The sequence below is a fragment of the Saccharopolyspora aridisoli genome, from assembly GCF_004348445.1.
GTDB classification, from domain to species: domain Bacteria; phylum Actinomycetota; class Actinomycetes; order Mycobacteriales; family Pseudonocardiaceae; genus Saccharopolyspora; species Saccharopolyspora aridisoli.
Window position 1 is genome coordinate 74176 of the sequence record NZ_SMKV01000022.1, and the last position, 25170, is coordinate 99345.

Here is a 25170-nt window from a genome sequence, read left to right on the forward strand (position 1 = left end):
TGTGCCTCCCATCGCCCGGCGCCTGCTCCCACGATGAGGTGGCGGCCGCAAGATCGCAGCGCTCAGCGCACCAGGCGGTGGGTGCCGTCCGGGAGCCTGCGGGTGCGGCCGCGGCGAGCGAGCATCTCCAACAAGGGAACCGCGACGCGCCGCGTGGTGTCCAGCGCCCGCTTGGCCTCGCTGAGGGTGAAGGGCTCGGCCAGTTCCGCGAGCCGGGGCAGCGCGGTGCGCTCGGCGTCGGGCAGCAGCGCCAACCCTGGGCCCAGTCGCAGCAGCGCACCGGTGCGCTCGGCGGCGGCGAGCTCGCGATCCCCGATGCCGAGTTCGGCCAGCTCCTCGGCGGTGGGCGCGCGGAACGGGTGCTCCCGCAGCCCGCTGCGGATCGCTTCCACGGCGCGCGCGACCCGGTCGGGCAGCGCGGTGGTGCCGTCGCTGAGCCGGCCGGCCGCCAGGTGCAGGCGCGCTTCGGCCGCGATGCCGGCCAGCAGTGCCCGATCCGGGAGGTCCAGGGCGCGGGCGGCGGCCCCGGAGGGCATGCCCTCGTGCAGCGGGTGCGCGCGCCGGTGCTCGGCGAACACCTCGCGCAACCTCGCGGCGAGTTCGGCTCGGTGCTGCGCGGACACCAACCACGGACCTGCGGTGGACGGGGTGGCGCCCATCGCGGCCAGCTCGTCGGCCCGCACGATCCCGCGCCGTCGCAGCTCGTCGGCCCAGTCCGGTGTTCCGTCCATGCCGGAGAGGACTTCGGCGCGCAGTCGGGCGGCGCCTCGGCGGCGCAGCGGGGGAGGCCGCACGTCGAGGACGGTGATCCCGCCGCGCACCTGGTGCCCGCCGGGGTCGCGCAGCAGCGCGCGGTCGCCGATCCGCAGCGGCAGCGCCTCCTGCAACGTCAGCCGGGCGGTGTCGGTGCCCAGCGGGCGGACCCGCGCGGGCACGGCGGCGGAACCGATGTGCAGCACCAGCTCTCGCGGCACGCCCCCCGCCGGGTGCAGGCGCACGTCGAGGACGTCTGTGGTCAGCCAGCGTCCGGGGGTGATCAGGGCGTGACCTCGCCGGACCTGGTCGAGGTCCACTCCGCGCAGGTTGACCGCCACCCGCGCGGGAGCGGAAATCGATTCCTCGGCGGTGCCCAGCGCGTGCAGCGCCCGCACCGGGGCGTCGAGCCCGGACGGGGTGATGGCCAGCTGGTCGCCGACGCGCACCGCGCCGCCCTGCAGGGTTCCGGTCACGACCGTGCCTGCGCCTCGGATGACGAAGGCGCGGTCGATCCACAGCCGCACGTCGGCGTCGGCATCGGCGGGCGGAAGCCGGTGCAGCATCGCGTCCAGGGCCGCGGCGAGCTCGTCGAAACCGGCGCCGGTGCGACCGCTGACCAGCACCGACGGGATCTCCGCCAGGCTCGTTCCGCGCAGCCGGCGCCGAGCCTGCTCCAGCGCGGGCCGGGGATCGGCGAGGTCGCTGCGGGTGATGACCAGCAGCCCGTCGGAGACCCCCAGCGCGTGCAGCGCGTCGAGGTGCTCATCGGACTGCGGCATCCAGCCCTCGTCCGCGGCGACCACGAACAGCACCGCGGGCACCGGGCCGACCCCGGCGAGCATGTTCGGCACGAACCGCTCGTGGCCCGGCACGTCGACGAACGCCACCGAGCAGCCGTCGGCCAGCTCGGTCCAGGCGAAGCCGAGGTCGAGCGTCAGGCCTCGCCGCCGTTCCTCCGCCCACCGGTCGGTTTCCATGCCGGTGAGCCGCCGGATCAGCGTGGACTTGCCGTGGTCGACGTGCCCGGCCGTGGCCACCACGCGCATGGGCACCTCCTAGTGCGCGGCCAGCACCGCGCGCCGCAACGCCTCGTCGTCGTCGGGGTCCAGGGCGAACAGGTCGAGCAGGCAGCGGTTGCGCTCCACGCGCGCCATCACCGGCGGTTCGCCGAGGCGCAGCTGCTTGGCGAACCGCGCAGGCAGCGCCACAGCCGCGCTCGGGAGCACCACCCCGGGCGCCCCACCGCCGCCGACGCTGGCGCCGGAGTCGACCGCCTCGGCGGGAATCCCGGCCGCTGCCAGCGAATCCGCCAGCGCCGCAGCGCGTTCGGCCAGGCCGGAGCGGTGCAGCGCCTCGGCGACCGGCGGGCGCGGCCCGCGCACGGTGGCCTCCAACGCGGCCAACGTCAACTTGTCGACTCGCAGCGCGCGAGCCAAGGGATGGCGGCGCAACCGCTGCACGACGTCCGCGCGGCCCAGCAGCAGACCGCACTGCGGGCCGCCGAGGAGCTTGTCGCCGCTGGCGATGACCAGATCAGCCCCATCGGCCAGCGTCGACGCCGCGTCCGGTTCGCCGGGCAGCGCCGGATCCGGCCGCAGCAGCCCCGAACCGATGTCGGCCACCACGGGCACGCCGAGCTCGCGCAGCTCGGCCACCCCGACCTCGGCGGTGAAACCGCTGATCACGAAGTTCGACGGATGGATCTTGAGGGCGAAACCGACGTCGTCGCCCAGCGCCTGCCGGTAGTCGTCGAGCCGCACTCGGTTGGTCGTGCCGACCTCGCGCAAGCGCGCGCCGGTGGAGGTCAGCAGCTCGGGGATGCGGAAACCGTCACCGATCTCCACCATCTCGCCGCGCGAGAGGATGATCTCCCGGCCGGTCGCCAGCGCGGTGGCCGCCAGGGCGAGCGCCGCCGCGCCGTTGTTCACCAGGTGCGCGTCCTCGGCTCCGGGCACCGCGTCCAGCAGCGCCTCGATCGCCGAGGCGCCGCGACGGCCCCGATCACCGGTGTCGAGGTCCAGTTCCACGTCGGTGGTGCCTGCCGCCACGTCGAGGGCTTCGCGCGCCGCGCGCGACAGCGGCGCGCGCCCGAGGTTGGTGTGCAGCAGCACCCCGGTCGCGTTGATCACCGGTCGCATGCCGGATGCAGAACGAGGCAGCGCGGCAAGCGTTTCCGCCACGACGCGCTCCGGTTCCAGCAATCCGTCCCGCGCCCGCTGCGCTACCTCTCGAACGGTCCGGGCGACCAGCCGATGCCCCAGGCGCTCCACCGCTGCGGCCACGCCCGGATCGGCCAGCACGCGGTCGGTTCCCGGAACAGCACGCCGCCGATCACCCATGCCCCCCACCATAGGAAGCCACCCACCTCTCCGCCCGCCAACGCCCCTCCCGGCGCGGCCCGGGTCCCGGATGCCAGTGGGATGCCGGGTCCGACTTCCGTCGAAATTCGGGTGTTGGCGGAAGTTCGGGTGGTTGCGGGGTTCGATCGGGCGGGACTGTGACAACAGTCGTTGACAACGTGGTTAGGCTTCGCGCATGAATGGCGCATCGCTGCGGGACAGCACCAGCCAACGGCTCGAAACCGCTGACCGGCTGGGATTGGCCGTGCAGGTGCACGGACCGCCGGACGCGCCGACCGTGCTGGCGGTCCACGGATACCCGGACAACCACACCCTCTGGGACGGAGTGGTCGCCGCGCTGTCCGACCGGTACCAAGTGGTCACCTACGACGTGCGCGGAGCAGGCGAGTCGGACCGACCCGCGACCACCGACGGCTACCACGTCGACCAACTCGCCGACGACCTGTTCCGCGTCGCCGACGCCGTCAGCCCGGATCGGCCGGTGCACCTGCTGGCGCACGACTGGGGATCGGTGCAGTCCTGGCACGCCGTCACCGAACCGCGCGCCGCCGAGCGAATCGCCTCCTACACCTCGATCTCCGGCCCGGGCCTGGACCACTACGGCCGGTGGCTGCGCTCGAAAATGCGCCTCAACCCGCGAGATCTGCGCGAACTGGCCACGCAGCTGGCCTTCTCCGCCTACATCGCGTTCTTCCAGCTGCCCGCCGCGCCCGAGCTGGCCTGGCGCAGCGGCATCATGCCCAAGCTGATCTCGACCCTGCAACGCCTCGACCCCAAGGCCGCCGGAAGGCCCACCCGCCCGGTCACCGCAGACGGCATCAACGGCCTGGAGCTCTACCGCGCCAACGCCGGACGCCTCGGCGATCCGGTCCGGCGGCGCACCAGCGTCCCGGTGCAGGTCCTGGCGCCCACCGGCGACCCGTTCGTCTCGACGCCGCTGCAGACCCAGGTCGAGGGCCTGGCCGACGACCTGCGGGTGCGTCGGCTCCCGGGCGGTCACTGGCTGCCGCGCAGCCGTCCCGAACTCGTGGCCCGCTGCGCCGCCGAACTCATCGACCACGTCGAAGGCGGTGGTCATACCCGAGGACTGCGCCGCGCCCGGGTCCGGCCGGGACGGGGTGAGTTCGCCGACCAGCTCGTCGTCATCACCGGCGCGGGCAACGGCATCGGCCGGGCCACCGCGCAGGCCTTCGCCGAAGCCGGAGCGCACATCATCGCCGCCGACGTCGACGAGAAGGCCTTGCGCGGCACCGCCGACCTGCTCGGCGACGCCGCCACCACCTACCGCGTGGACGTCACCGACCGGACCGCGATGAGCGACTTCGCGCTGCGCGTGCGAACCGAACTCGGAACCCCGGACGTGGTGATCAACAACGCCGGGATCGGCCTGGCCGGGTCGTTCCTGGACACCAGCGTCGCCGACTGGGAGAGCGTGATCGACGTCAACCTCTGGGGCGTCATCCACGGCTGCCGCCTGTTCGGCCAGCAGATGGTCGAGCGCGGCGAAGGCGGCCGGATCATCAACGTGGCCTCCGCCGCGGCCTACCTGCCGTCCCAGGTGCTGCCCGCCTACAGCACCACCAAGGCCGCCGTGGTGCGGTTGAGCGAGTGCCTGCGCGTCGAGCTGGCGGCCGAGGGGATCAAGGTCACCGCGGTGTGCCCGGGAATGGTCAACACCGGCATCACCACCAGCAGCCGCTTCGCGGGCACCGACGACGCCGAGCAGGCCAAGCGCAGGCGCGCCGCCACCGAGCTCTACCAGCGCCGCGACTACAGCCCCCAGCGCGCCGCCGAGGAGGTCCTGCGCGCGACCCGCCGGGCTCCGGCCATCGCACCGGTGACGCCGGAAGCGCGTGCCGGACTGGTGCTGTCGCGGCTGACCCCGCGACTGCTGCGCGCCGCAGCACGGGCCGACCTCATGCCCAAGTAGGAGGAGGCATGCCGCAACTCGACCCCGGTGACCCCGACCGCGTCGCGCTGCACGCACGCGACGTGGAGTTCGACTGGTCCCAGCTGCCGATGCACTGGATCCCCGGCGAGCCGTTCGCCACGCACTGGGTGAACTTCCTGCACCTGGTGCTGCCGGAGGGCGAGCGCTGGTTCGTCGAGGTGTTCAAGCAGGCACTGCCCCTGATCAACGACGAACGACTGGCCGAGGACGTGCGCGGTTTCGTCGGCCAGGAGGCCGTGCACGCCGAATCGCACCAGGGCGTCATCGACCACTTCGACGCACACGGCCTCAACACGCGGCCGTTCGTCGACCAGGTCCGCTGGATGTTCCGCAAGACCCTCGGGGACCGGCCGCTGCACGGCAAGCGCGCCGAGTCCTGGCTGGTGCAGCGGCTGGCGCTGATCGCCGCGATCGAGCACTTCACCGCCTTCCTCGGCCAATGGGTGCTCGACGCCGAGGAGCTCGACTTGGCGGGCGCCGACGAGACGATGCTGGACCTGCTGCGCTGGCACGGCGCCGAGGAGGTCGAGCACCGCGCGGTCGCCTTCGAGGTCTACCAGCACGTCCACGGCCGGTACTGGCAGCGCTGCCTGTCGATGCTGCTGGCGACGGCGGTGCTGACGACGCTGTGGGTGCGCGGGATGCGGTTCCTGATGGCCGCTGACCCGGTGCTGCGCGGCAGGCGCACGCCCCGCTGGCGCGACCTGGTCCGCACCGGGCGTCTCGGACTCACCCCCAGCTACCGGGCGCTCTTCGGCGCGATCCCCGCGTTCTTCCGCCCCGGTTACCACCCGTCGCAGCACGGTTCCACGGCGCAGGCGGTGGAATACCTGGCGAGCTCACCGGCGGCGCTGGCGGCAGGGCGCTAGATGACCACCGAGCGACAGTCGCGGCCCGACCGGATGACGCGCGTGCTGCACCGGGTCGTCAGCGGAGTGGAATGGCTGCACCGCAACAGCCGTCGGCACGCCGGACCACCCCGTCCCGTCAACCACGACCTCCCGCTGGTGATCTCCGAGATCAGGGCTGAGGCCGACGGTGTCCGCAGCCTGCGGTTGACCCGGCCCGACGGCGGCACGCTGCCCTCCTGGAAGCCGGGCGCGCACCTGGACGTGCTGCTGCCGTCGGGCCGGAAGCGGCAGTACTCGCTGTGCGGTCCGCCGGGGGAGCGGCGGTACTACCGGATCGCGGTGCGGCGACTCGCCGACGGAGCGGGCGGATCCCGGGAGATCCACGACGAGCTCGCCGAGGGCGACCGGATCGTGGCGCGCGGCCCGCGCAACGCGTTCCCGTTCGTAGCCGGGCGCTCCTACCTGCTCGTCGCGGGCGGCATCGGCATCACACCGATCCTGCCGATGGTCCGCACCGCCGCGACGCGCGGAGCCGACTGGCGGCTCGTCTACACCGGACGTTCCCGCGCGTCGATGCCGTTCCTTGACGAGCTCGCCGGCCTGCCCGCCGACCGCGTGTGGATCCGGCCCGACACCGAGTTCGGCATCCCCGCCGCGGGTGGCGAACTGCTCGCGCACGCCCCGCTGGGCGCCTCGGTCTACGCCTGCGGTCCGGTGCCGATGATCACAGCGCTCCGGCTGGGTCTGCCCGGGAGCACCGCGAGAGGTCTGCACTGGGAACGCTTCTCAGCACCACCGATCGTCGACGGACGGGCCTTCACCGTGGAGCTGACCCGCAGCGGACGCACCGTCGAGGTGCCCGCCGACCGCACCGCACTGGAAGCGATCGGCGAGGTGCTGCCCGAGGTCGCCTACTCGTGCCGCCAGGGTTTCTGCGGCACCTGCCAGGTCCCGCTGCTGTCCGGCCAGGTGCGCAGGCGCGGACGGGCGCGCGGTGACGAGGTGGCCATCTGCGTGGATCGAGGGCAGGGGCACATCGCCGTCGACCTGTGAAGCCCCGGTCGGGGGACCGGAGGGGAAGCGGGGCCGCCCGGTGGCGGGGTGCAGCCGGGCGGCCCCGCGAAAATCGCTTCTGCGGCCGAAGCGCGGGCCGTAGGGTCGTGGGAGGCGACCTGGGAGGCACCGTGGAACTCGAAGGCCTGACCGAGATCACCTCGACCGGCGAGCTGGAAGAGGTGGTCGGCGCACCGCTGCAGCGGGTCATGGACAAGCAACGGCCCGCGCTGCACGCGCTGGACCGCGAGTGGCTCGCCGCATCACCGTTCTGCCTGGTGGCGACCTCCGACGCCGAGGGTCGGTGCGACGTCTCGCCGAAGGGCGACCCGGCCGGGTTCACCCACGTCCTGGACGACACGACCATCGCCATCCCGGAACGCCCCGGCAACCGCCGGGTCGACGGGTTCCGCAACGTGCTGGCCAACCCGCACGTCGGACTCCTCTACTTCATCCCGGGCCGTGGAGACACGCTGCGGATCAACGGCCGTGCCCGGCTGCTGCGCGACGCACCGTTCTTCGAGCGCATGGTCGTCAAGGGTCACCGCCCGAGCGTGGTGCTCCTGGTGGAGGTCGAGGAGGTCTTCCACCACTGCTCCAAGGCGTTCCTGCGTTCCGGGCTGTGGGACAGCCAGACCTGGGACCCCGGGGCCGTGCCCTCCCGAGCGCACATCGCCAAGAACCTCGAGCGCCCGAACGATTCGATGTCCGAGCTGGAGCACTACTACTCCGACGAGCGCTACGCCAAGCTCCTCTACGACGCGACGGTCTGACCGCCAGCCGCGTCGGCGGAAGCGCGCCGGGGTGATGGCGTAGTAGCGGCCGAACCAGCGGGTCAGGTGGTTCAGCCGCGACCTGCCCACCGCGATCTACTCGCACGGCATGTTCAGCACCGGCGACGACACCGACAACCGCGGCGTCGTCGCCGAACGCCCCACCGACGAGCTCGACCTGGTCGGCTTCGCCGTGCACGGACCGCGCAACGCCGTGGACGAGGTCTGCGGAGGACTCGCTGTGCACCCCTGAGCATGTGTGCGAGATCGACGAGGTGGGTAGCCTGCGGTCATGGTGGCCACGTGGCTGAACTGGCCGGTGCTGCGGCAGCTCACCGGCCCCGACCGGCTGGCCCGAGGTCCGGCGGCCCGGTCCCGGAGCACCGACCAGATGCGGGCGCGCACCAGCGACGCCGAGAACGTCACGCGCTCGGTGTGCCCCTACTGCGCGGTGGGCTGCGGCCAGCGGATCTACACCTCCGGCGGACGGGTCACCCAGATCGAGGGTGACCCGGATTCGCCGATCAGCCGAGGCCGGTTGTGCCCCAAGGGCTCTGCCTCGCGCGAACTGGTCACCTCACCGCTGCGCGAGACCAAGGTGCGCTACCGGCGCCCGCACGGCACCGAGTGGGAAGACCTCGACCTGGACACCGCGCTGGACATGATCGCCGACCGGGTGCTGACCACCCGGGACGCCACCTGGGAGGACGCCGACGCCGACGGCAGGCCGCTGCGGCGCACGATGGGCATCGCGAGCCTCGGAGGAGCGACCCTCGACAACGAGGAGAACTACCTCATGAAGAAGCTCTACACCGCCCTCGGCGCGATCCAGGTGGAGAACCAGGCGCGCATTTGACACTCCTCCACGGTGCCCGGTCTGGGCGCCTCCTTCGGGCGTGGCGGCGCCACCACCTTCCAGCAGGACCTCGCCGAATCGGACTGCATCCTCATCCAGGGCTCGAACATGGCCGAAGCCCACCCGGTCGGGTTCCAGTGGGTCATGGAGGCCAAGAACCGCGGCGCCACGATCATCCACGTCGACCCCCGCTACACGCGCACCTCGGCGGTGGCGCACAAGCACCTCGCGCTGCGGGCCGGGAGCGACATCGCCTTCCTCGGAGGGCTGATCAACCACGTGCTGACCCGCGAGGCCCACTTCCACGACTACGTCGTCAACTACACCAACGCGTCGATGATCGTCGGCGAGGACTTCCGCGACACCGAGGACCTCGACGGCGTCTTCTCCGGCTTCGACCTCGACGCCGGTGCCTACGACACCAGCTCGTGGCAGTACGAGGGCAGCCACGCCGTTCCGCCCGTGGGCGGGCACGGCCCCGAACAGGCGCCGAGCACCCGGCACAGCCGTGAGCGCCAGAGCAGCCGCCCGGAACGCACCGGATCGGGCGGACCCGTCTACCACGGCCGCCCCGACTCCGATCCGTCGCTGCAACACCCGCGTTGCGTGTTCCAGCTGCTCAAGCGGCACTACGCCCGCTACACCCCGGACGTGGTGGAGGAGATCTGCGGGATCTCCCAGGACGACTTCGCATGGGTCGCCGACCAGCTCGTCGCCAACTCCGGACGCGACCGGACCTCGGCCATCGCCTACGCCGTGGGCTGGACCCACCACACCGTCGGGGTGCAGTACATCCGGGCGGCCTCGATCCTGCAGCTGCTGCTGGGCAACATCGGCCGGCCGGGCGGCGGCATCCTCGCGCTGCGCGGGCACGCCAGCATCCAGGGCTCCACCGACATCCCGACCCTGTTCAACCTGCTGCCCGGCTACATCCCGATGCCGCACGCCCACGCCGACACCGACCTGGAGTCCTTCGTCGCCGACGACGAGCAGGCCTGCGGCTACTGGGCCAACATGCGCTCCTACCTGGTCAGCCTGCTCAAGGCCTGGTGGGGTGAGCACGCAACCGCCGACAACGACTTCTGCTTCGACCGGCTGCCCCGGCTCACCGGCGACCACGGCACCTTCCAGACCGTCCTCGACCAGATCGAGGGCCGCTGCAAGGGCTACTTCGTCATCGGCGAGAACCCCGCCGTGGGCACCGCCAACGCGCGCCAGCAGCGCAGGGGTCTGGCCGCGCTGGACTGGCTGGTGGTGCGCGACCTCAACATGATCGAGACCGCCACCTTCTGGAAGGACGGTCCCGAGATCGAGACCGGCGAGATGCGCACCGCCGACATCGGCACCGAGGTCTTCTTCCTGCCTGCCGCCGCGCACTCCGAGAAGGACGGCACCTTCACCAACACCCAGCGGCTCCTGCAGTGGCACCACAAGGCCGTCGAACCCACCGAAGACCAGCGCAGCGACCTGTGGTTCTACTACCACCTCGGCCGCCGCATCCGGGACAAGCTCAGCGGCGAGACCGAACGCGACCGCGCCCTGCTGGAGCTGACCTGGGACTACCCGACGCACGGCGAGCTCGGCGAGCCCAGCGCCGAAGCCGTGCTCGCCGAGATCAACGGCCACGACCGCAACGGTGACCCGCTGTCGGCCTACCCGCAGCTGCGCGCCGACGGCTCCACCAGCTGCGGCTGCTGGATCTACTGCGGCGTCACCGCCGACGGGGTCAACCAGTCCGCCCGCCGCACGCCCGGCCACCAGCAGAGCCGCGTGGCACCCGAGTGGGGGTGGGCGTGGCCGGCCAACCGTCGCATCCTCTACAACCGCGCCTCGGCCGACCCCGACGGACGCCCGTGGAGCCAGCGCAAGGCCTACGTGTGGTGGGACGACGAACGCGGCGAGTGGACCGGACACGACGTCCCCGACTTCGACAAGACCAAACGACCCGACTACCGGCCCGAAGTCGGGGTCGCGGGGCCCGAGGGCATCTCGGGCACCGAACCGTTCATCATGCAGAGCGACGGACGCGGCTGGCTCTACGTGCCCGCGGGGCTCGTCGACGGCCCGTTCCCAGCGCACTACGAGCCGCAGGAATCGCCGGTCGCCAACCTCTTGCACCCCCACCAGCAGCGCAACCCCGCGCGCCAGGTCAACTCGCGCCCGGAGAACCGGTACCAGCCCAGCGCAGGCGAACCCGGCGCCGAGGTCTTCCCGTACGTGTTCACCACGTTCCGGCTCACCGAGCACCACACGGCCGGTGGGATGAGCCGCTGGCTCCGGCACCTCAGCGAACTCGCGCCCGCTCTGTTCGTGGAGGTCTCCCCGCAGCTGGCCGCCGAACGCGGTTTGGAACACGGCGACTGGGCCACCGTGATCACCGCGCGCAGCGCCATCGAAGCCCGGGTGATGGTCACCGAGCGGATGCGCCCGCTGCGGGTCGCGGGCCGGACCTTGCACCAGATCGGCATCCCGTGGCACTGGGGGCCCAATGGCCTGACCACCGGTGACGCCGCCAACGAACTCATCGGGGTGGCGCTGGACCCCAACGTGCACATCATGGAGACCAAGGCCGGGGCCTGCGACATCCGGCCGGGACGGCGGCCGCGCGCCGCCGCGCTCAACCGCCTGGTCGCCGAGTACCGCGACCGCGCGGGCATCACCGAGCGCACCGGCACCGAGCACTCCGACGACCCCGAACAGGCAGGAGGCTGAACGTGACCGTCAACCGGCTGTCCGGACCGCTGCCCGACCCGGCGGGGGAGACCGGCTACCCGCCGCAACCCCGCGCCGGGTTCTTCACCGACACCAGCGTGTGCATCGGCTGCAAGGCCTGCGAGGTCGCCTGCAAGCAGTGGAACCTGCTGCCCGAGGACGGCTTGGACCTCACCGGCATGTCCTACGACAACACCGAGGCGCTCAGCGGTACGACCTGGCGGCACGTGGCCTTCGTCGAGCAGCGCGGCACACCCGCCGAGCTCGGCATGCCCGAGTTCGGCGCACCGGACGAGCAGCAGGTGCGCTGGCTGATGTCCTCCGACGTGTGCAAGCACTGCACGCACGCGGCCTGCCTGGACGTGTGCCCTACCGGGGCGCTGATCCGCACCGAGCACGGAACGGTGGTGGTGCAGGACGACGTGTGCAACGGCTGCGGCTACTGCGTGCCCGCTTGCCCCTACGGCGTGATCGACATCCGTCCCGACACCGGCGGCGCCGCCAAGTGCACGCTGTGCCAGGACCGCCTCGGAGCCGGGCTGATGCCCGCCTGCGCCACCGCCTGCCCGACCGAGTCCATCCAGTACGGCCCGCTCGACGAGCTGCGCGAACGCGCCGCTGTGCGGGTCGACGAACTGCACGAGCAGGGGGTGACCAGCGCCCGACTCTACGGCCACGAGCCCACCGACGGCGTCGGAGGAGACGGGGCGTTCTTCCTGCTGCTCGACGACCCCGAGGTCTACGGACTGCCACCGGATCCCGTGGTCACCACCCGCGACCTGCCGTCGATGTGGCGGCACGCGGCCGCGGGCGCGTTCACCGCCGCCGCGCTCATCGCCGGATCGTTCCTCGGGAGGCGGCGGTGACCTCCTACTACGGTCGCCCGGTCCTCAAGGAACCGGTGTGGAAGGTCCCCGACGTCCCCGCCTACCTCTACCTCGGAGGGATGGCCGGGGCCTCGTCGACGATGGCGCTGCTGGCCGAGCTCACCGGCCGGCAGCGGCTGGCCCGCGCGGGCAGGCTGGCTGCGGCGGTGGGCGCGACCACCAGCGTCGGCTTCCTGGTGCACGACCTGGGGCGTCCGATGCGGTTCCTGTACATGCTCCGGGTGATCAAGCCGACCTCGCCGCTGAGCGTCGGATCCTGGATCCTCGCCCCGTTCTCGGGCCTGACCGGGGCTGCGGCGGCCAGTGAGCTCACCGGCCTGCTCCCGCTGCCCGGCCGCGCGGCCGGGGTGGCGGCGGGTGTGATCGCCCCCGCCATGACCACTTACACCGCCGTGCTGCTGTCCGACACGGCCGTGCCGGGCTGGCACGAAGGCTACCGGGAGCTCCCCTTCGTGTTCGCCGGTAGTGCTGTGTCCAGCGCGGGGGCGGTGGGCATGGTGGCCGGCGCCGCCGAGTCCGGGCCGGCGCGGCGGATGGCGGTCGCCGGATCGGTGCTGGAGCTGGTCGCGAGCAGGCGCATGGAGTCCCGGCTCGGACTCGCGGCCGAGGCCTACCGCACCGGGCGCGCGGGTAGGGTGCTGCGAACGGCGCGAGCGGCCACCGCGGTGGGCGCCGGGCTCGCGCTGGTGGCCGGGCGCAGCCGCGCGGCGGCGATCGCGGCAGGCGGGTGCCTGACCCTCGGGGCGATCGCGACGCGCTTCGGCGTCTTCGAAGCCGGCCGCGAGACGGCCCGCGACCCTCGGTACGTGGTCGAGCCGCAACGCGAACGGGTCGGCGGAACAGGGCCTTCGGTCCGTGGGCAAGTGCACTGATCGAATCCGCGTGATGACATCGGGTAGTCACTCACGTGAGTGAGTAGTGGTTCAACTCTCACCCTGAGTGGTTGGATTTCAAGTGAACACTTCGTTTCTGATCAAGGAATGACCAGCCTAAACGTCCGCATCGCCGCGATCTTGATTACGTTTCTATGACGAGCGCCACCGGCTTGCGGTTTTGTTCACGCTTTTCAGCTACGTAGCGTTGCCTTGCGTCGGCGCCCCCGAGCCGACGGCAAGACCGGAGGTCCGCAGCGCCGAACCCTGCCCGGCGGGCTCTCCGAAACCCCGAGACGCATTGCGGGCAGGGACGTGACGACCGCCGGAACCCGGCGCGGCGGGCCGGATCGAATCGGCCCGAGCGCCCGGGACGCCGGAGTCGAGGCGGCACGAAGGCGCTGCTGGAGACGAAGACAGAAAATGGGCAAGCACCGCAAGTCCACCCCCAGCCGCCGCACCGTCACCCGCGTCGCCGTCGCCGGCGCCATGGTCGCTGCGCCGTTCGCGATGACCATGCCCGCCAACGCGGCCTCGGAGTCCACCTGGGACGCCGTCGCGCAGTGCGAGAGCGGTGGCGACTGGAGCATCAACACCGGCAACGGTTACTACGGGGGTCTGCAGTTCAGCGCGTCCACCTGGTCCGCCTACGGCGGCACCAGCTACGCCTCGAACGCCTCGCAGGCCAGCAAGTCCCAGCAGATCGCCGTGGCCGAGCGCGTGCTGCAGGCGCAGGGCCCGGGTGCGTGGCCGGAGTGCTCGAAGAAGGCCGGCCTGAGCAAGAGCGGTAGCGCCGAGCACCAGGACGTCGCCTCGGGCAGCAGCGAGAAGAAGTCCACCACCAAGAAGAAGAACCCGGTGAAGAAGACCGTCCAGGTCGAGGGCACCTACACCGTGCAGGCCGGTGACACCCTGGGTTCCATCGCTCAGAAGTACGGCGTGAGCTGGGAGTCGGTCTTCGAGAAGAACCGTTCGACCGTCAAGGAGGCGAACCTGATCTTCCCGGGTCAGCAGCTCGCCATCAAGTGACCCACCCGGTCCGCGGACCTGGGTGCGCATGAACGAGGGACCCCGCCTTCCTCTCTCCGGTGGGGTCCCTCGTCTGCGAACGCCGAAGCGCCTCTCATTTGAACTTGCGGCGGCGCAGGTCGTTGCGGATGTCCCATGCGGTCCAGCCGATTCCGGCGAAGGCGAGAAGGCCCAGCAGCAGGACGAGTTCGGTCATGTTCGGCTCCCTTCGGATCGTGACGGACGCCGTCGGGATCAAATCCGAGAGTAATTGCACATTCGGTGATCGCAGAGCGTATGGCCGCAATAGACCCCAACGGGTGAGCCGCGGGACGTGAATGATCCGCCGTTCGGCCTCAAACGCCAGCAGCCGCAAGGAGAAAACCGGAGATCTGAACCCGGTCCTGATCTGTCGCATCCGCGTGCTGATCACCTAGCGTGCCCTTTCGGAACCAAGGCGGGTGAAAGATCCCCGATCGCGGGAAATACCGGCATGTCAACCGCGCTCAGCCCCGGTATGCGGCCGGAACATGGACGTGACCGCACTCACCCCGCGTGCCCTTACCCCCTAACTTCGGAAAGGGGACCCCGATGCTCCTCGCACTTCAAGCGGACGCCGCGGCCGAGTCCGGACTCGACAGCTGGGTCGGACCAGCGGCCATCACCACGGGTGTCCTGCTATTGATCGTCGCGCTGTTTCGCCGCAGCCGGGCCACACTGGCCAAGAAGCGAAGGGCGGCGCGATCCAGTGCGGCCGATTAGCGGTGTCGCGCAGCCCTGAGCCGACCTGGCGTGCCGCGTGCGACGGCCGCCTGAGGGGGGAGGGGACGCATGACCGACACCACGCGGGACACCGACGAACCATCACTCGACCAGACGCCGGCCCAGCGCCAGGCGCCCGAGCAGCAGAGCACCGGACGGCACCGGCTACCTGACCAGGGCCAGAGCGCCGACCAGCACTGGAAGGTCGTTCCCGCGCCGGAGCAGCAGCCCGCAGAAGCGGGCCGCATGGACCTGCGCACCACCACGGCCATGAACGTCGGACGAATGGCCGCGTCGCTGTCGCAACGCCTCGGTCTCGGCTCCGGCGGCATGATCGGCGGGCGTCTCGCACTGACGCTACAGCCCAAGCTCCTGCAGCAGTTGGCAACCGGTCGGCGTGTCGTCATGGTCACCGGCACCAACGGCAAGACCACGACCACCCAGATGGTGGCCGAGGCCATGCGCGCGCAAGCGCCTGCCGTCAGCAACGCCACCGGCGCGAACATGCTCGACGGCCACGTCGCCGCCCTGCTGACCCGGCTCGACGCCCCGTTCGCCGCGCTGGAGGTCGACGAGCTCCACCTGGCCCAGGTCACCGGCCGCTTCGAACCCGCCGCCATCCTGCTGCTCAACCTCAGCCGCGACCAGCTCGACCGGGTCGGCGAGGTGCGCACCGTGGCCGCGAGCCTGAAACGCGCCCTCGCCCAGGCACCCGGCGCGCAGGTCATCGCCAACCGCGACGACCCCAACATCGTCTTCGCCGCAGCCGACCACCCCAACGTCACCTGGGTCTCGGGTGGTGTGCGGTGGCGCGATGACGCGTTGAACTGCCCCCGGTGCGGAGCCTTCATCGGCGACGTCGACCGCGACTGGCGCTGCCAGTGCGGCCTGGCCCGCCCTCCGGCCGATTGGAAGGTCACCGACACCGGAGTCATCGACGGCGCTGGCACCCACCACGAGCTCGCCCTGGCCCTTCCCGGGCACGTCAACCGCGTCAACGCCACTTTCGCCCTGGCCGCGGCACTGCACCTCGGCGGCGAGGAAGCCCCCGCGCTCGCCCGGATACGCCGCATCTCCCAGGCCGCGGGGCGCTACGACACCATCCGCCTCGGCGGACGCCGGGTGCGGCTGCTGCTGGCCAAGAACCCCGCCAGCTGGCTGGAGATGCTCGACCTGGTCTCCGGCAGCGACGAACCGCTGGTCCTGGTGGTCAACAGCCGTGAAGCCGACGGCTACGACGTCTCCTGGTTGTGGGACGTCGACTTCGAAATGCTGCGCGGCAGGCGCGTCCAGGTGGCAGGTGACCGGGCCCTGGACCTCGCGGTCCGCCTGCGCTACGCCGGGGTGCAGGCCAACGTCGCCTCCACGGTCGAGGTCGCCCTCGGCGGCACCCAAGGCGGCCTTCCCGACGTGATCGCCAACTACACCGCCTTCCGCGACGTGCTCACCAGGAGCCGCACATGACCGGGGAACGAGTCCGCATCGCCCTCGTCCTGCCCGACCTGCTCGGGACCTACGGGGACCGCGGAAACGCGATCGTGCTGGCACAACGCCTTCGCTGGCGCGGGATCGGCAGCGAGCTGGTCACCGTGCTCTCCTCCGACGACGCCGTGCCCGAGGACTGCGACCTGTACCTCATCGGCGGGGGAGAAGACGTCGCGCAGGTCGCCGCCGTCCGCTTCCTGCGCAGGGGCGGGGGTCTGACCCGTGCGGTGCAGCACGGGGTTCCGGTGCTGGGCATCTGCGGCGGGCTGCAGGTGCTGGGCACCGGGTTCGTCACCGGCGACGGGCAGCGCCACGAAGGTCTGGGCCTGGTCGACGCCTCGACCGAACCCGGGAGGGGCCGAGCCATCGGCGAAGTCACCACCCAGTCCAGCCTGGGTGGGGTCGGGATGCTCACCGGCTTCGAGAACCACCTCGGCCGCACCACGCTGGGTCCCGGCTCACACGCGCTGGGCAGGGTGGTGCGCGGCACCGGCAACGGCCACGACGAGGCCGAGGGCGCGGTCACCGGTCACGTCATCTGCACCTACATGCACGGGCCGGTCCTCGCGCGGAACCCGAAGCTGGCGGACCTGCTGCTGGAGTGGGCCATCGGCGAGCCGCTGGCACCCCTGCCGGACCCGCCCGAGATCAAGGCGCTGCGCACCGAACGCACCCGCATCCACGTGCGCAACCGCAAGTAGGTCACCGCCGAGCGAGCCGGCGCAGCTTCTGCAAGGCCGGCTTCAGCTCGGGTGCCCGCAGCAGCGCCAGCACCCCGAGGCTCACCGCGAGCACGACGATCCCGTGCAGCACCAGCGCCAGCCAGGCGTCGGCCATCGGGCTCAGGGGTCCGGTCAGCGACCGCGTTGCGGCCAGCACCGCCAGCGAGCACAGCGCCCCGACCACCCCGGCCACCAGCGCGCGCACGCACCCCAGCAGCGTCGCCCCCGTGCGCAGCGATCCGAGGCGGGCGCGCAGCCAGACCTGCCCGACGACCGCTCCCAGCAGGAAGCTCGCCGACATCGCCGCCGTCACCCCGAGCACCAGGTCCTGCGGATCGACGGTGGCCAGCACGAGGTAGCACAGCGCGCTGCGCACCACGACCATGATCACGTTGATCCAGGTCGGGGTGCGCGCGTCGTGCATCGCGTAGAACGCCCGCAGCTGGAGCATGGTGATCCCGAACGGCACGACACCGGCGGCCGCAGCCGCCAGCGCCCAGCCGAGCCGCCCGGCGGCGGCCACGTCGCTGGCGCCCAGCGAGAAGAACGCCACCGCCAGCGGGCCACCTGCCACCACCAGCAGCGCGCTGACCGGCATCAGCAGCACCGCGGTCATCCGCGTTCCCCACGCGACGTCGTCGACGAACGCCCGCGTCCTGCCCGCGGCGGCGGCCTCGCTGATGCGCGGCATCAACGCCGTCAGCAGCGACACCCCCAGCACGCCGTAGGGGACCTGCGAGAGCAGCCAGGCGTAGTTGAACGTCGCCACGCTGCCCGGTGTGCCCTGTGCGGTGACCCGGGTGATCACGACCATCCCGGCCTGGCTGATCAGCGTGTAGAGCACCACCCATCCGGCCAGCCCGCCGAACTCCGACAGGCGCCGGTCCCAACCCCACCGCCACCGGTACCGGAACCCGCTGCGCTGCAGCGAAACCACCATCACCAGCAGCTGGGCGGTGATCCCCGCCAGCGTCCCCAGGCCCAGCACCAACAGCTTCGGTTCGCCGATGCGCACCGGGTCGGTGGAGATCTCCCCGGGCACCAGCGCGTAGACGATCACGGTGGCGATGACGACGAGGTTGTTGACCACCGGAGCCCAGGCGGGAGTGCCGAAAACACCGCGCACGTTGAGGATCGCCTGCAGCAGGGCCGACATCCCGTAGCAGACGATGCCCGGCAGCAGCAGGTAGGCGAACGCCGTGGTCAGCTCCGCGTTGGCGCGGGTGTCGGCGCCCAGGTAGAGCGCGGTGAGCAGTCCCGCGCTGGCGACCGCCACGGCGGTGGCGACGGCGAGCAACACGCCGCCCATGGTGATCATCCACTGCGCGTAGGACTCGCCCTGCTTCGGTCCCTCCTGCTGCGCCCGCACCAGCAGCGGCACGGCGATGCTGGTCAGGACCCCGCCCAGCAGCAGCTCGTTGACCACGGTCGGGAGGGTGTTGGCCACGGTGTAGGAGTCGTTGATCATGCCCAGCCCGAGCACCACCACCAGCAGCACCTTGGCGAGCAGACCGCTGACCCTGCTGGTCGCGGTGGCCACCGCCATCGCCGCGCTCGCGCGGGCCAGTGAGGGGCGTCGGACACCGGTGTCGGCCTGATCGACCACGTATCCCCTCCCGTCGGCGCGTTCGATGCTGAAGGTGCCACGAAACACCCGGTCTCGCCGGTTGGAGCCGGTCCGTGGCAGGCTGATTCCAACGCCTGCGGAAGGGGAGCTGCGCGTGATCGTGTTCGGGGTCGTGCTGTTGATCGCCGGAGCGGTGGTGGCCGTCGTGTTCGGCGGTGACGCGGGAGGCTGGCTGCTGCCGGTCGGCCTGATGGCCGCAGGACTGGGCATCAGCCTCGCGGGCCTGGTCGCACGGCTGCGCCGGTCACCGGTGCGGGCCGCCGTGCGCGCGCACCGGGCGGGGGCGGCGGGCTCGCCGCTCGACCGGGTCCGCGCGGTGCCCGCGATGGTGGGCACTACCGCGCGCGGCCGCAATCCCGAACTCCCGCGCTACCAGCTGCTGCTGTGGCTGATCGCCCTGGTCTACCTGGTTTCGCCGATCGACTTCATCCCGGAGTTCTTGCCGCTGCTGGGCATCGGCGATGACATCGGCGTCGCGAGCTGGTTGCTGAGCAGCCTCTACGCGGAGTCGGGTAACTACATCGCCGCCAGGGAGCAGCCGCGCGAGGTCCAGCCCGGCGAGCCTCAGTAGGAGTCGCCGGGCTGGCGGTGCTGCGCGTCGGGCTGTTCGCCCTCCGCCCGGCGGCGGTCCTTGCGGCGGCCGAACAGCCCGTGGTCGATCGACCAGTTGCCCGGGTTGAAGCTCATCGCGAGGGTGGCGGCACCGAGGGCGAGGGGCAGCTCGAACCCGTTCGGCGCGAACAGCCCGTGCGGCAGGTGCACGAAGATGATCGCGCCGGCCATGTCGATGGCCACTGCCAGTCCGACCAGCGGCAACGCGATGCCGAGGATCAGCAGGATACCGCCGGCGAGTTCCACTACGGCCGAGTACCAGGCGGCGGTCTGGGGGAAGGGGATCCCCACCTTGCCGAAGTTCTCAGCCGTGGTCGGAATGCCCCAGGTCACGAGCTTCTGCCACCCGTGCGCGATGAGGATGATCCCGACCCCGACGCGGCCGATCAGCGTGAGCAGACTCCGAAGCGCGGTCATGGCGACTCCCGTGTTGAACACCTTGCGTCGAACCAGTGTCACGGTGATCGAGACAACCGACATCTCGGCCCCGGTGGGACGGTTCGGCCCCGGCGGTCGGTTCCACCGGGGCCGAAGTGCCTCAGGGCCTCACTTGAGCAGGTTGCGGGCCATGACCATGCGCTGGACCTGGTTGGTGCCCTCGTAGATCTGGGTGATCTTGGCGTCGCGCATCATGCGCTCGACCGGGAAGTCGCGGGTGTAGCCCGCGCCGCCGAAGAGCTGGACCGCGTCGGTGGTGACCTCCATGGCCACATCGGAGGCGAAGCACTTGGCGGCGGCGGAGATGAACCCGAGGTTGGGTTCGCCGCGCTCGGCGCGGGCCGCGGCCACGTAGACCATCTGGCGGGCCGATTCGACCTTCATCGCCATGTCGGCGAGCATGAACTGCACGCCCTGGAACTCGGAGATGGACTTGCCGAACTGCTTGCGCTCCTTGACGTAGGCCAGCGCTTGGTCCAGCGCGCCCTGCGCGATGCCGACGGCTTGCGCGCCGATCGTGGGACGCGTGTGGTCCAGGGTCTTCAGCGCGGTCTTGAACCCGGTGCCCGGCTCGCCGATGATCCGGTCGGCCGGGATGGTGGCGTCCTCGAAGTACAGCTCGACGGTCGGGGAGCCCTTGATGCCGAGCTTCTTCTCCTTCGGCCCGACCGTGAAGCCCGGGTCGTCGGCGTGGACGGCGAAGGCGCTGATGCCGTTGGCGCCCTTCGAGGGATCGGTCACAGCCATGACCGTGTACCACTTGGACACACCGCCGTTGGTGATCCAGCACTTGCTGCCGTTGAGCACCCAGTTGTCGCCGTCGAGGCGGGCGCGGGTCTTCATCGCCGCGGCGTCCGAGCCGGCCTCGCGCTCCGACAACGCGTAGGACGCGGTGTTCTCACCGCTGGCGATCGAGGGCAGGACCTCCTTCTTGAGGTCTTCGGAGGCCGCCAGGATGATCGGCATGGTGCCGAGCTTGGTCACCGCGGGGATCAGCGAGGAGGAGCCGCACACGCGTGCGACCTCTTCGATGACGATGCAGGTGGCCACCGAGTCGGCGCCCTCGCCGCCGTACTCCTCGGGGATGTGGGTCGCGGCGAAACCCGCCTTGACCAGGGCTTCGCGCGCTTCCTTGGGGTAGCGCTCCTGCTCGTCGACCTCCGCAGCGTAAGGGGCGATCTCCTTCTCGGCGAGGGCGCGCACCGCGTCGCGCAGCGCATCGTGCTCCTCGGCGAGCTGGTAGGTGTCGAAGTTCGGGTCCACCGGGTCCCTCCCTGGTCCCGTCGCATCGCCGCGGCGGGATTTCGTCGCAATGCCGCCTGCGTCACGCGGCGGACCGATATCGACGTCATCGTAACGGCACTGAGTGCCACTAGCAATTCGCCGGTGCTATATTCCGGCCATGTCCGAGGCAGTCGCTGCGGCGCCCAAGTCCCGTTCCGGACGAACTCCGCACGGCCGCCGGAAGGTGCGCAGCGCGATCGCGGTCGCGGCGCTCGAGAAGTTCGCAGAGCAGGGGTTCGAGGCGACCACTGTCGACCAGATCGCCGAGGCCGCCGGGGTCGGCAGGCGGACCTTCTTCCGGTACTTCCGGTCCAAGGAGGACGTCGTGTTCCCCGGGCACGACGAGCGGCTGGCCGAGGTCGTGGAGCTCCTGGAGGCGGCCTCCGAGAACGCCGACCCGCTGCTGGTGCTGGGCGAAGCGGCGGAGTTCGTGCTGGGGATGTACCTGGAAGAGCCCGAGGTCTCGCGCAAGCGCTCGGAGCTGACCAGGCGGGTTTCCTCTCTGCGGGACAAGGAGATCGCCAGCATCGACCGCTACCAACGAGTTTTCGCCCGCTACCTGCGCGCCCGCTTCGCCGATCAGCCCGACGGCGAGCTGCACGCGGCCGTCGCCGCCGCGGCGGTGGTCGCCGCTCACAACCACGTGCTGCGACAGTGGCTGCGCAGCGGGGGAGAGCTCGACGCCAGGGCGGCGTTGCGGCGCGCCACCGACCAGCTCGGCGAAGCCCTCTCGGGCCAGTGGCCCAGGGGAGGGCCCGATGGGGGCCGGGAGTCGGTCGTGGTGGCGGCGGTGCGCACGTCGGAGTCGGCCGAGGTGGTCCTCAAGCAGGTGCAGGAAGCCCTGCGCGGAATCGAACGCTGAACCACGGCACTGAGTGCCGAAATGATCATCACCCATCACGTGTTGATCACATTCGTGGCTTCAGCGCAGAACGAAAAGACAGACGTGGGTGCGGGTCCGCCTGAACAACGCCACCACCCGGCATCGAAGGGCACAGCCTCATCCCACGTACGCCTCGATGGCGTCCACGGCGGCCAGGGCGCCGCCTGAGGAACGCACCGTCGCGCATGCGGGCGAGTCGGCGACTCATGTCAGGACTCGAATCGTTACTCGCCTTTGCGGGTTCAGCGTCGAGTGAAATCAATTCACCGGAGAACACCACGTCACAAGCGCGGAAGAGGGGAGGGCGCGCCGCCTGGTCCTGGGAGGTGTTGCTGCGACCGTCGGCGGCGCGCCGGATCAGCGGGTCAGTCGTAGCCGCGGATGACGTGGTTCTCGTCGTCTTCGGTCTCGGCTGGTTCCCGGCAGGTCTGGACAGGGAGGTCCAGGCCCACGTCCGGGTCGAAGGAGTCCTGCGGGGCAACTCGATGATCTGAGAGCGTCATGGCGGGGCTCCTCTCGGAAATGGATTTCACCGGCCGATCGTCCTTCTCCAGTGGGCAGATCGCATGTGGGGCGCGCCACACGCACTGGGGAATCCCTCGGATGAGCTGGCTTTCTTCCTCAACATTGAGTTCTATAACGTCAGTGGTGGCTGAAATAAGTGCTCACGTGAACGCCCCACCCATGCCCGCGCGAAGACGCAGATCACGCCCCGATCAGGCACCGGGGGTCAGGCGCGTGCCGACTCGCGTGCCGAGGAAGTCGCCGCCTTCGACGACGGTCCTGCCTGCCAGGCACACCCACGGGATTCCCGCCGGTGCCCGCATCGGGTCCTGGTAGTCGCCGACGTCCACGACGGTGTCGGCGTCGAAGGCCACGAGGTCGGCGACCTTTCCCGGGGCGATCAGACCGCGGTCGGGGATCCGGAACGCCCCGGCGGGAAGGGAGGTCATGCGGCGGATGGCCTCGGGCAGCTCCAGCACGCCGCGTTCGCGGACGTAGCGGCCCAGGACTCGGGGGAACGTGCCGGTCATGCGCGGGTGCGGTCTGCCGCCGCTGCCGGGTGGCAGCCCGTCGGAACCGATCATCGTGCGGGTGTCGCGGAGGGCGAGTTCGAGGTCGTCCTCGTGCATCGAGAAGTGGATCATCGCCACTCGGAGCTCTTCGGTCACCAGCAGGTCGATGAGGGCGCTGATCGGGTCGGTGCTCCGGGCGTCGGCGATGTCGGCGAGGGTGCGTCCCTCGTGGCGGTGGCTGGTCGTGGTGGCGATGAGGATGCGGTTCCAGTGGGTGGTGTAGCCGATCGCGGCGGTGAGTTCGGAGTGCGCGGTGGAGGCGGTGAGCTTGGCGAGGGTGTGCCCGGAGTCGCCGCCGAGGTAGTCGGTGGGCAGCACCGAGGTGAGGGTGGTGGAGGAGGCGGTGTAGGGGTAGACGTCCTGGTGGACGTCGTGTCCGGTCTCGCGGGCCTGGTGGATGCGGTCGAGGGCGTCGGGCATCCCGTCCCACTCGCGCGGGGCGGTGGCCTTGAGGTGCGACAGGTGGGTGCGGCCAGCGACGTGGCCGATGCGCAGGGCTTCGTCGATGGCGTCGAGGAGGTGGTGGCCTTCGTCGCGCATGTGGGTGGCGTAGAGGCCGTTGCCGCCGAGGACCGCGGCCAGCGCGGTGAGCTCGTCGGTGGTGGCGAACAGGGCCGGTGGGTAGATCAGGCTGCTGGAGAGTCCGAAAGCGCCTGCGGTCATGCCTTCTTCGAGCATCGCGCGCATGTGGTTCAGGACGTCGGCGTCGGGGGCCGCGTCGGTCATGCCGGTGGCGGCGACGCGCAGGGTGCCGTGGCCGATGAGCGGGCAGTGGTTGGTGATGTGGCCTGCGGCGTCGGTGGCGTGGAAGAGCTCGGCGAAGCTGGTCCAGGTGGTGTTCAGGGGTGGGAAGAGGCGTTGCAGGAACGCGTTGTGGACCTCGGCGTGGGTGGTGATGCGGGGTGCGAGGCTGAATCCGCAGTTGCCGACGACTTCGGTGGTGACGCCCTGCAGGATCTTGGTGGTGTCGTGTTCGGTGAGCAGGGGTGCGTTGTCGGCGTGCGAGTGGACGTCGATGAAGCCGGGTGCGAGGACGAGTCCGGTGAGGTCGCGTCGGGGGTGGTGTTCGGGCAGCGTGCCGGGTGGTTCGACGGCGGTGATGTGGTGGTCGTCGATGAGGACGTCGGCGGGGCGCAGGGGTGTGCCGGTGCCGTCGGCGATGAGTGCTCCGGTGAGCAGCTCGGTCATGGGCGCGTCTTCCTGGGTGCTGGGTCTCGTCGGGAGATGCCGGCGGCTGTGCGTGGTGTTGTCGATGTTGTGGGAGGGGGGCGCGGTGTGCACGGTGAGTTGAAGGTTCCGGGCGGCATGTTGGTTCCGGTGGAGGGGCGATGTTCGTGGAGCCGGGGAACACGGTGACGTGTTCGCCGTACGCGCCGCCGTCGCTGGTGGCGGGAAGATCGGTGGTGCGGCGCAGAAGCGGATGGCTTCGTGTGCGGTGTTCACCACGCGACGATGTCGTACTCGATCGATGGTGCGAAGCTCGGTGAGGTGCTGCGCGTGGGCCGGGAGGAGTTGTCGGACGAGCACGTCGCGAGCGCTGCCGAGCGGGTGGATCCGCTGGCGCGGCAGACGAGCTTGGCGCGTGAGGTCCTCATCGAGCGGCTGATCAGGGGTTCCGGTCGCGGTTCGGGCTCGTGGAGGGGCCGGTGAGCGCGGTGGAGGGAGCTCGCGCTGGGGCGTCGGTCGAGTCGGCGTTCGCGGCGGATTCCTGGTTGTGGCGGGTGTCGTGATCAGGTGATGACGTTGGGGACGCCGGGGGTGTTGCGTTTGCGGCGGAGCCAGATCTTGCGGGTGCCGTCGGCGTAGAGGAGTACGCGGGAGAGTTCCCAGCCGGAGTATTCGGCGTGAATGCTGAGTTGGGTCGCTGCGCTGATGCGGGTGGTGCCGGGTGGGAGGCGCAGCGGCCGGTATTCCCAGTCGGTGTCGGTCTCGATGTTCTCGGTTTGTGCGCTCACATTCTCACCACCTGGTATCCGGCGCCGTTGGCGGAGGCGATGTAGAGGGTTCGGGTGTCGGGGTCGATGGCGATGGTGTCGGGTTGGCTGATGGTGGGGATGCGGTGGCGTTCTTGGGGTTCGCCGCCTGCGATGTCGTAGCCGACGAGTTCGTTGGTGGCGGTGAGGGTGACCCAGGCGGTGTCGGTGGTGGGGTCGTAGGCGAGGGCGTAGGGGGCGCCGGGGACGGGGTAGCGCTGTTTGAGGA

23 protein-coding genes are annotated in these 25170 nt (G+C 70.9%); 14 read left to right on the top strand and 9 right to left on the bottom strand.

Annotated features, from left to right (window positions below; genetic code table 11):
• Nucleotides 1–62 precede the first annotated feature (62 nt).
• Nucleotides 63–1802, bottom strand: coding sequence for a selenocysteine-specific translation elongation factor (selB, locus tag E1161_RS17930; RefSeq protein ID WP_132624725.1), 1740 nt, complete (start codon nt 1800–1802; stop codon nt 63–65).
• Nucleotides 1803–1811: 9 nt separating this feature from the next.
• A complete protein-coding gene (gene selA, locus E1161_RS17935) occupies nt 1812–3095 on the bottom strand; it encodes an L-seryl-tRNA(Sec) selenium transferase (RefSeq protein WP_132624727.1) in 1284 nt (427 codons plus the stop codon).
• Between the two features lie 196 nt (nt 3096–3291).
• On the opposite strand from selA, the gene E1161_RS17940 reads away from it, so the two are divergent.
• From E1161_RS17940 to E1161_RS17995, 11 genes are all read left to right on the top strand, one after another.
• Nucleotides 3292–5046, top strand: a complete 1755-nt coding sequence (locus tag E1161_RS17940; RefSeq protein WP_132624729.1) for an SDR family oxidoreductase — start codon at nt 3292–3294, stop codon at nt 5044–5046.
• Nucleotides 5047–5054: 8 nt separating this feature from the next.
• Entirely contained in the window at nt 5055–5936 is an 882-nt protein-coding gene (locus E1161_RS17945) for a metal-dependent hydrolase (RefSeq protein WP_132624731.1), read from the top strand.
• Nucleotides 5937–6971: a PDR/VanB family oxidoreductase gene (locus tag E1161_RS17950; RefSeq protein WP_132624733.1), complete on the top strand. Its 1035-nt coding sequence runs from the start codon at nt 5937–5939 to the stop codon at nt 6969–6971.
• A 131-nt stretch (nt 6972–7102) separates the two neighbouring features.
• Nucleotides 7103–7744, top strand: coding sequence for a pyridoxamine 5'-phosphate oxidase family protein (locus E1161_RS17955; protein WP_132624735.1), 642 nt, complete (start codon nt 7103–7105; stop codon nt 7742–7744).
• Nucleotides 7745–7826: 82 nt separating this feature from the next.
• Nucleotides 7827–7997 (top strand): DUF2000 family protein, encoded by a 171-nt coding sequence (locus E1161_RS17960; protein ID WP_268951406.1) that lies wholly within the window; start codon nt 7827–7829, stop codon nt 7995–7997.
• A 39-nt stretch (nt 7998–8036) separates the two neighbouring features.
• The gene (gene fdh / locus E1161_RS17970) at nt 8037–11312 is read left to right on the top strand and encodes a formate dehydrogenase (protein WP_235875119.1); all 3276 of its coding nucleotides are present in this window, start codon (nt 8037–8039) and stop codon (nt 11310–11312) included.
• 2 nt (nt 11313–11314) lie between these two features.
• Nucleotides 11315–12178, top strand: a complete 864-nt coding sequence (locus E1161_RS17975) for a 4Fe-4S dicluster domain-containing protein (RefSeq protein WP_132624743.1) — start codon at nt 11315–11317, stop codon at nt 12176–12178.
• Nucleotides 12175–13071, top strand: a complete 897-nt coding sequence (nrfD, locus tag E1161_RS17980; RefSeq protein WP_235875120.1) for an NrfD/PsrC family molybdoenzyme membrane anchor subunit — start codon at nt 12175–12177, stop codon at nt 13069–13071. Before E1161_RS17975 ends, nrfD begins: the two co-directional genes overlap by 4 nt.
• A 423-nt stretch (nt 13072–13494) precedes the next feature.
• Complete coding sequence (locus tag E1161_RS17985; protein WP_132624747.1) at nt 13495–14100, top strand: LysM peptidoglycan-binding domain-containing protein; 606 nt, start codon at nt 13495–13497, stop codon at nt 14098–14100.
• Nucleotides 14101–14910: 810 nt separating this feature from the next.
• On the top strand, nt 14911–16305 hold the full coding sequence (locus tag E1161_RS17990) for a DUF1727 domain-containing protein (RefSeq protein WP_132624749.1): 1395 nt from the start codon (nt 14911–14913) through the stop codon (nt 16303–16305).
• The gene (locus E1161_RS17995) at nt 16302–17027 is read left to right on the top strand and encodes a type 1 glutamine amidotransferase (RefSeq protein WP_132624751.1); all 726 of its coding nucleotides are present in this window, start codon (nt 16302–16304) and stop codon (nt 17025–17027) included. The genes E1161_RS17990 and E1161_RS17995 overlap by 4 nt, the downstream gene beginning before the upstream one ends.
• Nucleotide 17028: 1 nt before the next feature.
• On the opposite strand, the gene murJ is transcribed toward E1161_RS17995, so the two are convergent.
• Nucleotides 17029–18654, bottom strand: coding sequence for a murein biosynthesis integral membrane protein MurJ (murJ, locus tag E1161_RS18000; RefSeq protein WP_132624753.1), 1626 nt, complete (start codon nt 18652–18654; stop codon nt 17029–17031).
• 115 nt (nt 18655–18769) lie between these two features.
• Between murJ and E1161_RS18005 the strand changes: the two genes are divergently transcribed.
• The gene (locus E1161_RS18005) at nt 18770–19246 is read left to right on the top strand and encodes a YkvA family protein (protein WP_132624755.1); all 477 of its coding nucleotides are present in this window, start codon (nt 18770–18772) and stop codon (nt 19244–19246) included.
• Here the strand turns inward: E1161_RS18005 and E1161_RS18010 are convergent.
• Together E1161_RS18010 and E1161_RS18015 are read right to left on the bottom strand one after the other, a co-directional pair.
• Nucleotides 19240–19704 carry a DoxX family protein gene (locus E1161_RS18010; protein ID WP_132624757.1) on the bottom strand — a complete coding sequence of 155 codons (465 nt, stop codon included), beginning with the start codon at nt 19702–19704 and terminating at the stop codon, nt 19240–19242. The genes E1161_RS18005 and E1161_RS18010 overlap by 7 nt on opposite strands.
• A 129-nt stretch (nt 19705–19833) precedes the next feature.
• Nucleotides 19834–20988: an acyl-CoA dehydrogenase gene (locus E1161_RS18015; RefSeq protein WP_132624759.1), complete on the bottom strand. Its 1155-nt coding sequence runs from the start codon at nt 20986–20988 to the stop codon at nt 19834–19836.
• Nucleotides 20989–21127: 139 nt separating this feature from the next.
• Here E1161_RS18015 and E1161_RS18020 point away from each other — a divergent pair, with 139 nt between their 5' ends.
• Nucleotides 21128–21871: a TetR family transcriptional regulator gene (locus E1161_RS18020; RefSeq protein ID WP_132624761.1), complete on the top strand. Its 744-nt coding sequence runs from the start codon at nt 21128–21130 to the stop codon at nt 21869–21871.
• A 386-nt stretch (nt 21872–22257) separates the two neighbouring features.
• On the opposite strand, the gene E1161_RS27280 is transcribed toward E1161_RS18020, so the two are convergent.
• The gene (locus E1161_RS27280) at nt 22258–22395 is read right to left on the bottom strand and encodes a hypothetical protein (protein WP_165939848.1); all 138 of its coding nucleotides are present in this window, start codon (nt 22393–22395) and stop codon (nt 22258–22260) included.
• 213 nt (nt 22396–22608) lie between these two features.
• Nucleotides 22609–24156 carry an N-acyl-D-amino-acid deacylase family protein gene (locus E1161_RS18025; protein ID WP_132624763.1) on the bottom strand — a complete coding sequence of 516 codons (1548 nt, stop codon included), beginning with the start codon at nt 24154–24156 and terminating at the stop codon, nt 22609–22611.
• 264 nt (nt 24157–24420) lie between these two features.
• On the opposite strand from E1161_RS18025, the gene E1161_RS18030 reads away from it, so the two are divergent.
• Nucleotides 24421–24618, top strand: a complete 198-nt coding sequence (locus E1161_RS18030) for a lipoate--protein ligase family protein (protein WP_132624765.1) — start codon at nt 24421–24423, stop codon at nt 24616–24618.
• A gap of 80 nt (nt 24619–24698) precedes the next feature.
• On the opposite strand, the gene E1161_RS18035 is transcribed toward E1161_RS18030, so the two are convergent.
• Together E1161_RS18035 and E1161_RS18040 are read right to left on the bottom strand one after the other, a co-directional pair.
• Nucleotides 24699–24923, bottom strand: coding sequence for a DUF5703 family protein (locus E1161_RS18035; protein ID WP_165939849.1), 225 nt, complete (start codon nt 24921–24923; stop codon nt 24699–24701).
• Nucleotides 24920–25170, bottom strand: a 251-nt coding sequence (locus E1161_RS18040) for a YncE family protein (RefSeq protein WP_408011996.1), incomplete at its 5' end; no start/stop codon positions are given. The genes E1161_RS18040 and E1161_RS18035, both read right to left, overlap by 4 nt.